Source organism: Streptomyces odontomachi, from assembly GCF_024435355.1.
Lineage (GTDB): Bacteria > Actinomycetota > Actinomycetes > Streptomycetales > Streptomycetaceae > Streptomyces > Streptomyces odontomachi.
This window is the reverse complement of record NZ_JAMJWG010000047.1, coordinates 21,343-28,237: the sequence shown is the minus strand read 5'-3', so window position 1 is coordinate 28,237 and position 6,895 is coordinate 21,343. Positions and strand designations below refer to the sequence as shown.

The 6,895-nt window shown below is 66.9% G+C and carries 5 protein-coding genes; all 5 read left to right on the top strand.

Features of this window, described 5'->3' with window-relative positions; genetic code table 11:
* Positions 1-568: 568 nt before the first annotated feature.
* Positions 569-1,411 (top strand): metallophosphoesterase family protein, encoded by an 843-nt coding sequence (locus NQO67_RS42390; protein ID WP_255955972.1) that lies wholly within the window; start codon positions 569-571, stop codon positions 1,409-1,411.
* A 521-nt stretch (positions 1,412-1,932) separates the two neighbouring features.
* The gene (gene ngcE, locus NQO67_RS42385) at positions 1,933-3,378 is read left to right on the top strand and encodes an N-acetylglucosamine/diacetylchitobiose ABC transporter substrate-binding protein (RefSeq protein WP_255955971.1); all 1,446 of its coding nucleotides are present in this window, start codon (positions 1,933-1,935) and stop codon (positions 3,376-3,378) included.
* Between the two features lie 116 nt (positions 3,379-3,494).
* On the top strand, positions 3,495-4,415 hold the full coding sequence (locus tag NQO67_RS42380) for a carbohydrate ABC transporter permease (protein ID WP_255955970.1): 921 nt from the start codon (positions 3,495-3,497) through the stop codon (positions 4,413-4,415).
* On the top strand, positions 4,415-5,335 hold the full coding sequence (locus tag NQO67_RS42375; RefSeq protein WP_255955969.1) for a carbohydrate ABC transporter permease: 921 nt from the start codon (positions 4,415-4,417) through the stop codon (positions 5,333-5,335). Before NQO67_RS42380 ends, NQO67_RS42375 begins: the two co-directional genes overlap by 1 nt.
* Before the next feature lie 270 nt (positions 5,336-5,605).
* Positions 5,606-6,805 carry an ROK family transcriptional regulator gene (locus tag NQO67_RS42370; RefSeq protein ID WP_255955968.1) on the top strand — a complete coding sequence of 400 codons (1,200 nt, stop codon included), beginning with the start codon at positions 5,606-5,608 and terminating at the stop codon, positions 6,803-6,805.
* Positions 6,806-6,895: the final 90 nt, after the last annotated feature.

Below are 6,895 nucleotides of genomic sequence, written 5' to 3'. Positions count from 1 at the left end.
CACCCCAGCAAAGGCGGCCCTTCGGCACCCCCGGGACAAGGGGACACGGCCTTACCCCTCTGCGGACGGGGGCACCCCAAACCTTCTGTGGGCAGTCGTTCCGCAGGGCGGAACGGGTGGGCACAGGCCACGACGCACGGTCACGTGCAACGGCACCGGGCACCCGGACGAACGGCGTAGCCACGACCCACGGTCACGTGACCCGCACCGGGCACCCGGACGAACGGCGTAGCCACACCGCACGCACGTGCGACCCGGGCGCCCCGGACAAGCGGCCCAGCCACACCCACGGTCACGTGCGACCCCCGGGCGTCCCGGGACACATGTAGGCTCACCAAAACGGCGCAGCCACAACACGACGCAGGCATTTCGGGGGCGCAGATAGGGGGCGCTAGGGGTTCTGGCGGAAGGGTCGGGTCTGTCAGCCTGTGATCGTCCGCGAAGGACCCCGCCCCCAGAGCACACCGCGCATTTCAGGGGATCCCCCGCCCCGGATGGCCGGTGTCCCGGAGCCTCCGCCGTGTCACGGCGGAGGCTCCTTCACTTCATCTCGACGGACGGGCAGTCAATGGACCAGGCACACCTCTTGGCGATCAGCGATCTTCATGTCGTGCACCCTGAGAATCGCAAGATCGTCGAAGAGTTGCGCCCCTCGTCGGAGGGCGACTGGCTGATCGTCGCCGGCGACGTCGGGGAGTTGTCCACGGACATCGCGTGGGCCCTGGAGACACTCAGCCGCAATTTTGCCAAGGTCATCTGGGTCCCCGGCAACCACGAACTGTGGACCCCGAAGGAGGACCCGCTGCCGTTGCGCGGTGTGGCGCGGTACGAGCACCTGGTCGAGCTCTGCCGCAGCCTCGGCGTGGTGACCCCCGAGGACCCGTATCCGACCTGGGAGGGCGCGGGCGGCCCGGTGACCGTCGTCCCGCTCTTCCTGCTGTACGACTACACCTTTCGACCGGACCCGGGGCACAGCCGCAAGGAGGCGCTGGAGAAGGCGTACGAGCACGGAGTGGTGTGCACGGACGAGTTCTTGCTGCACCCGGATCCGTACCCGACGCGCGACGCGTGGTGCGCCGCCCGGCTGGAGGAGACCGAGGCACGGCTCGCGGCGCTGCCGGCCGACGCGCGGCTGGTACTCGTCAATCATTTCCCGTTGGTCCGTGAGCCCACCCGGATCCTCTACTACCCCGACTTCGCCCTGTGGTGCGGTACCGAGCGCACCGCCGACTGGCTGACCCGCTTCAACGTCGAAGCGATGGTGTACGGCCATCTGCACATTCCGCGCACCACCTGGCACGAGGGGGTGCGGTGCGAGGAGGTCTCGGTGGGCTATCCGCGCGAGTGGCGCCGCCCGCAGCACAAGCGCACCGTGCCGCCGCGCCGGATCCTCCCGTACCAGGCGGAGTGAGGTCCGCGTGTCCGTCGGGCCCGACACTGTATACGGTCGCGGTCCCGGTGGGGCGGCGCGCCGTTCCCCGCTCTGACGTCGGTGTATCTCGACATCGGCGTTCGGGGGCGGGTCGGTCGTAAGACAACGTTGTCGAGCTTTCCTTCATGATCCCTAATCATCGCCATTGAACGAGGTCACGCATGATCCCCGGAGCAAAACGGGTGGCCTCCGGGTGGGTCAGATATCCGCGAGGTCTCAACTAGGGAAAGACTGGCGGCCAAACCTGCATTCGATCTTGCCCATGCCTCCGGAAGTGGACTATACCTGTCGGCGTCCCTGGGGTTGGCGAGGCCTGCCAGGGGGCCCGGGGGCGGGGGAGGCGGCACGCGGCGTTGGAAGCCATCCCGAACATTCCCACCAATCCCGGTATTTTTCGAGCATAATCTCAGTTTTCGAGCACGACCCCAGCTTCACATCACCGCGGTGCCGGGGAGGATCCGGTTCACCGCCTGAGTCCTGGAGAAAGCGAGGACTTGAGCATGGGATCCACATCCGCGCAGCAGCCGCACGACGGTGTCGGTCGGCGTGACCTGATCAAGCGGTCCGCCGCGTTCGGTGCGCTGGCCATCCCGACGATGAGCTTCCTGTCCGCCTGCGCCAGCAGCGACAGCGGGAGCAAGGACGTCGGCAAGGGCACCAAGAGCGCGAAGAACCCGCTCGCCGTCAAGGAGAACGCGCCGCTGGACGTCGTCATCTTCGACGGTGGCTTCGGTGACAAGTACGCGGTGGACGCCGAGGCGCTGTACCAGAAGCGCTACCCGAAGGCGAGCATCAAGCACCACAAGACGCAGAAGATCCAGACCGAGCTTCAGCCCCGCTTCAACGGCGGCACGCCCCCGGACCTGATCGACGACTCCGGCGCCGAGCAGATGGACACCGGTGTGCTGGTCGGCAAGGACCAGCTCGCCGACCTCACCCCGCTGCTGGACGCCCCCTCCATCGACGACCCGAAGGTCAAGGTCCGCGACACACTGCGGCCGGGCGTGGTGGAGATGGGCCAGTTCACCGGTGACCAGGTCTGGATCATGTACTACGCCTACACCGTGTACGGCGTCTGGTACTCCAAGACCAACCTCGCCAAGTTCGACGCCGAGTACCCGGAGACCTGGGACGACATGCTGGCGCTGTGCGCCAAGGCGAAGAAGAAGGGCGTCGCCGGCTGGACGTACGCGGGCAAGTACCCGTACTACATCCCGTTCTCGCTGTACCCCTTCATCGGCAAGATCGGCGGTGTCCAGGTCCTCGACGCCATCGACAACCTGGAGCCCGGGGCGTGGAAGGACCCCGCGGTGAAGGCGGCCTTCGACGCGTACTACGAGCTGTACCAGAAGGGCTACATCCTCAAGGGCACCACAGGCCTGGACCACATCGCCTCGCAGACCGCGTGGAACCAGGGCAAGGCGCTGTTCATCCCGAACGGCTCCTGGGTGGAACACGAGTCGGCGAACACCACGCCGAAGAACTTCCAGATGACCGTCTCCGCGCCCTCCAGCCTCGACAAGAGCGACAAGATGCCGTTCGGCACCATCTGGGCGGCCGGCAGTGAGCCGTTCATCGTCCCGAAGCGGGCGAAGAACCCGCTCGGTGGCATGGAGCAGCTGCGCATCATGCTCAGCAAGGAGTCCTCGGCCAACTTCACCAAGCAGGTGTCGTCGCTCAGCTCGCTGAAGAACGGCACCGAGGGGCTCACCCTGCCGTCCGGTCTGGGCTCGGCGGTGGCCGCGCTGGACAAGGCGGGCACCAACGTCGTCAACCCGCGCCTTCAGGACTGGTACACCGACCTGAACAAGCAGCGCATCGGCGTGGCCGTGCTCGGCGAGATGATGGCCGGGCGGATGACCCCGGCCGAGGCCGTCAAGAAGTGCCAGGCCGCCGCGGACGCGACGGCCAAGGACAAGTCGGTCAAGAAGTACACGCACAAGTGAGGACGCGTCACGAGCGGGGGGCATCCCCCGGACCGGTCGGGCTCCCTTACGGTCCGCACGGCAGGGGTGATGCCTCCATGGCGAGGCATCCGCGGATGGATCGGGGTCGGTAGCCCATGCAACACGGAAAGTACCGCTTCATCGTGGGATTCCTCGTGATCCCACTCACGCTGTACGCGATCTTTGTGATCTGGCCGTTCATCCAGGCGATTTACTACTCGTTCACGGACTGGACCGGCCTGAGCCCCGATTTCGCGATGGTGGGCTTCCAGAACTACACGAAGCTGTTCAGCGATCCGTTGTTCTGGAAGTCCCTCCAGCACAGTGTGCTGTTCGTGATACTGCTGCCGCTCGTGACGCTCTCGCTGGCGCTGTTCTTCTCGTTCATGCTGAACGTCGGGGGACGGCAGCGCAAAGGCGCTGCCGTCGCCGGCGTGCGTGGCGCGGAGTTCTACAAGATCGCGTACTTCTTCCCGCAGGTGCTGTCGATCGCGATCGTCGCGCTGCTGTTCCAGTTCGCCTACAACCCCCGGCAGGGCGCCATCAACGGCTTCCTCCAGGCGATCGGAGTCGACGATCCGCCGACCTGGCTGGGCGACCCGAAGTACGCCCTGTGGGCCGTCATGGCGGTCATGGTCTGGAGCACCGTCGGATTCTTCGTGGTGCTCTTCTCGGCCGGCATGACGTCGATCCCGAAGGACTTCTACGAGGCCGCGCTGCTGGACGGCGCCAACCGGGTCACCACGTTCTTCCGGATCACCCTGCCGTTGCTGTGGGACACCGTGCAGTCCGGCTGGGTGTACATGGGGATCATGGCGCTCGGCGCCGAGGCCTTCGCGACGGTGCAGATCATGACCGTCGGTCCCGGCGGTCCGGCCGACTCGACGATCGTCATGCCGTTGTACGTCTACCAGAAGGCCTTCCACGACGGGCAGGCCGCTTATGCCACCACGATCGGCGTCGCCCTGTTGTTCGTCACCCTGCTGTTCGCGGCGATCGTGATGCGGCTGGGCCGGCGTGAGCGGCTGGAGTACTGATGAAGACCACTGACACCCCTGCCGTCTCGGACGCCTCCGGCGAGGCCACGGGCCGCGTCACGAAGGTGCCGGCGCCCCCGGACCAGCCGGAGCGGGGGAGCGGCGTCCTGAACGTCTTCTCGCACGGCATGCTCGTGCTGTGGGCGATCATGGTCGTGCTGCCGCTGCTGTGGGCCGTGATGACGTCGTTCAAGGACGACGCGTCGATCTTCACCTCACCGTGGGGCCTGCCGCACACGCTGCACTTCGACAACTGGTCGCGTGCCTGGTCGCAGGCGCACATGAGCGACTACTTCCTCAACACCATCCTGGTGGTGGGCTGCTCGCTGATCGGCACGCTGGTGCTCGGCTCGATGGCCGCGTATGTGCTCGCGCGCTTCGAGTTTCCGCTGAACCGGTTCATCTACTACCTGTTCGTGGGTGGTATGAGCTTCCCGGTGATGCTGGCGTTGGTGCCGTTGTTCTATGTCATGAACAACATGCAGCTGCTGAACACGCTGCCGGGGCTGGTACTGGTCTACATCGCGTACTCGCTGCCGTTCACGGTGTTCTTCCTGACCTCGTTCTTCCGGACGCTGCCCACCTCGATCGCGGAGGCCGCGTTCGTCGACGGGGCCTCGCACACCCGCACGTTCTTCCAGATCATGCTGCCGATGGCCAAGCCCGGCCTGATCAGCGTCGGCATCTTCAATTTCCTGGGGCAGTGGAACCAGTACATGCTGCCGACGGTGCTCAACACCGACCCGGACCGGAAGGTGCTCTCCCAGGGTCTGGTGGAGCTGGCCGTCAGCCAGGGCTACAAGGGCGACTGGTCCGGGCTCTTCGCGGGCCTGGTGATGGCGATGCTGCCGGTGCTCGCCGCCTACATCGTCTTCCAGCGGCAGGTCGTGGCCGGTCTGACGGCCGGCGCGCTGAAGTAGCGTTCCGGGGCGCGGAGGGCGTCCACGAAGGGGCGCGGGCCTGGGACATTGCCGTCCCGGCTCGCGCCCCTTTGACGGGTGCGCGCTCGGCTGGTAACCGCTGTCCGCCGCTCCTCACTGCAACCGATTTCTGTCAAGGACTTGACTGCGGTAACCCCTTCAGCGGAGCTTGGAGTTCATAACTTGTACATGGCCCGGGTACCGCTGCCGTGACCTGGACCGCGGGCGCGCCATGCGATCGCCCGGCTGAGGGCAGGAGTGGATGGGTCGATGGAGACTCCGGGGTCGCAGTCGTCGCTGCACCGGGCCAATCTTGAGCGGGTGGTGCGTGCCGTAAGGCTGGCCGGATCACTGACGCAGGCGGAGATCGCCAGGACGACAGGCCTGTCCGCGGCCACGGTCTCGAACATCGTCCGTGAACTCAAGGACGGCGGCACAGTCGAGGTCACGCCGACGTCGTCGGGTGGCCGCCGGGCGCGCAGCGTCTCGCTGAGCGGTGATGCGGGCATTGTCATCGGGGTGGATTTCGGCCATACCCATCTGCGGGTGGCGATCGGCAACCTCGCCCACCAGGTGCTCGCCGAAGAGGCCGAGCCGCTGGACGTCGACGCCTCCGCGGCGCAGGGCCTCGACCGCGCCGAGATGCTGGTCGACCGGCTGATCGCGGCCACCGGCGTGGACCGCGCGAAGGTGGCCGGTGTGGGCCTCGGCGTCCCGGCGCCCATCGACGTCGAGTCCGGCACGCTCGGCTCGACCGCGATACTGCCGGGCTGGGGCGGCACCAAGCCGGCCGAGGAGCTGCGCGAGCGCCTCGGCGTTCCGGTGCACGTGGACAACGACGCCAACCTGGGTGCCCTGGGCGAGCTGGTCTGGGGCAGCGGGCGCGGCGTGAAGGACCTCGCCTACATCAAGGTCGCCAGCGGTGTGGGTGCCGGCCTGGTGATCAACGGGAAGATCTACCGCGGGCCGGGCGGCACCGCCGGGGAGATCGGGCACATCACGCTCGACGAGGCGGGCCCGGTCTGCCGGTGCGGCAACCGTGGGTGCCTTGAAACCTTTACGGCGGCGCGCTACGTCCTGCCGCTGTTGCAGTCCAGCCACGGCACCGGTCTGACCATGGAGGGCGTGGTCCGGCTGGCGCGCGACGGCGATCCCGGCTGCCGGCGGGTCATCGCCGACGTCGGGCGGCACATCGGCAGCGGCGTGGCGAACCTCTGCAACCTGCTCAACCCCAGCCGGGTCGTGCTCGGTGGTGACCTCGCGGAAGCGGGAGAGCTGGTGCTCGGCCCGATAAGAGAGTCGGTGGGGAGATATGCCATCCCCAGTGCCGGACGGCAGCTCTCGGTGCGTCCCGGCGCGCTCGGCGGCCGTGCCGAGGTGCTCGGTGCGCTGGCTCTCGCGTTGAGTGAAATGGGCGATTCGACCCTTTTGGATGGACTTCATGTGGCGGCCACGCCTGTCTTCACTTAGTTCACGCATGGCACCGTTGTCATCTCGTTAAGGATTTACTCCTTGACGCCGGCGTGGCGGCCGAGTTGACTTCCAGCCACCTCGGCCGCA

Coding starts and splice junctions, on each gene's coding strand:
- NQO67_RS42375 (WP_255955969.1), top strand. CDS start 4,415: ATGAAGACCACTGACACCCCTGCCGTCTCGGACGCCTCCGGCGAGGCC.
- NQO67_RS42380 (WP_255955970.1), top strand. CDS start 3,495: ATGCAACACGGAAAGTACCGCTTCATCGTGGGATTCCTCGTGATCCCA.
- NQO67_RS42370 (WP_255955968.1), top strand. CDS start 5,606: ATGGAGACTCCGGGGTCGCAGTCGTCGCTGCACCGGGCCAATCTTGAG.
- NQO67_RS42390 (WP_255955972.1), top strand. CDS start 569: ATGGACCAGGCACACCTCTTGGCGATCAGCGATCTTCATGTCGTGCAC.
- ngcE (WP_255955971.1), top strand. CDS start 1,933: ATGGGATCCACATCCGCGCAGCAGCCGCACGACGGTGTCGGTCGGCGT.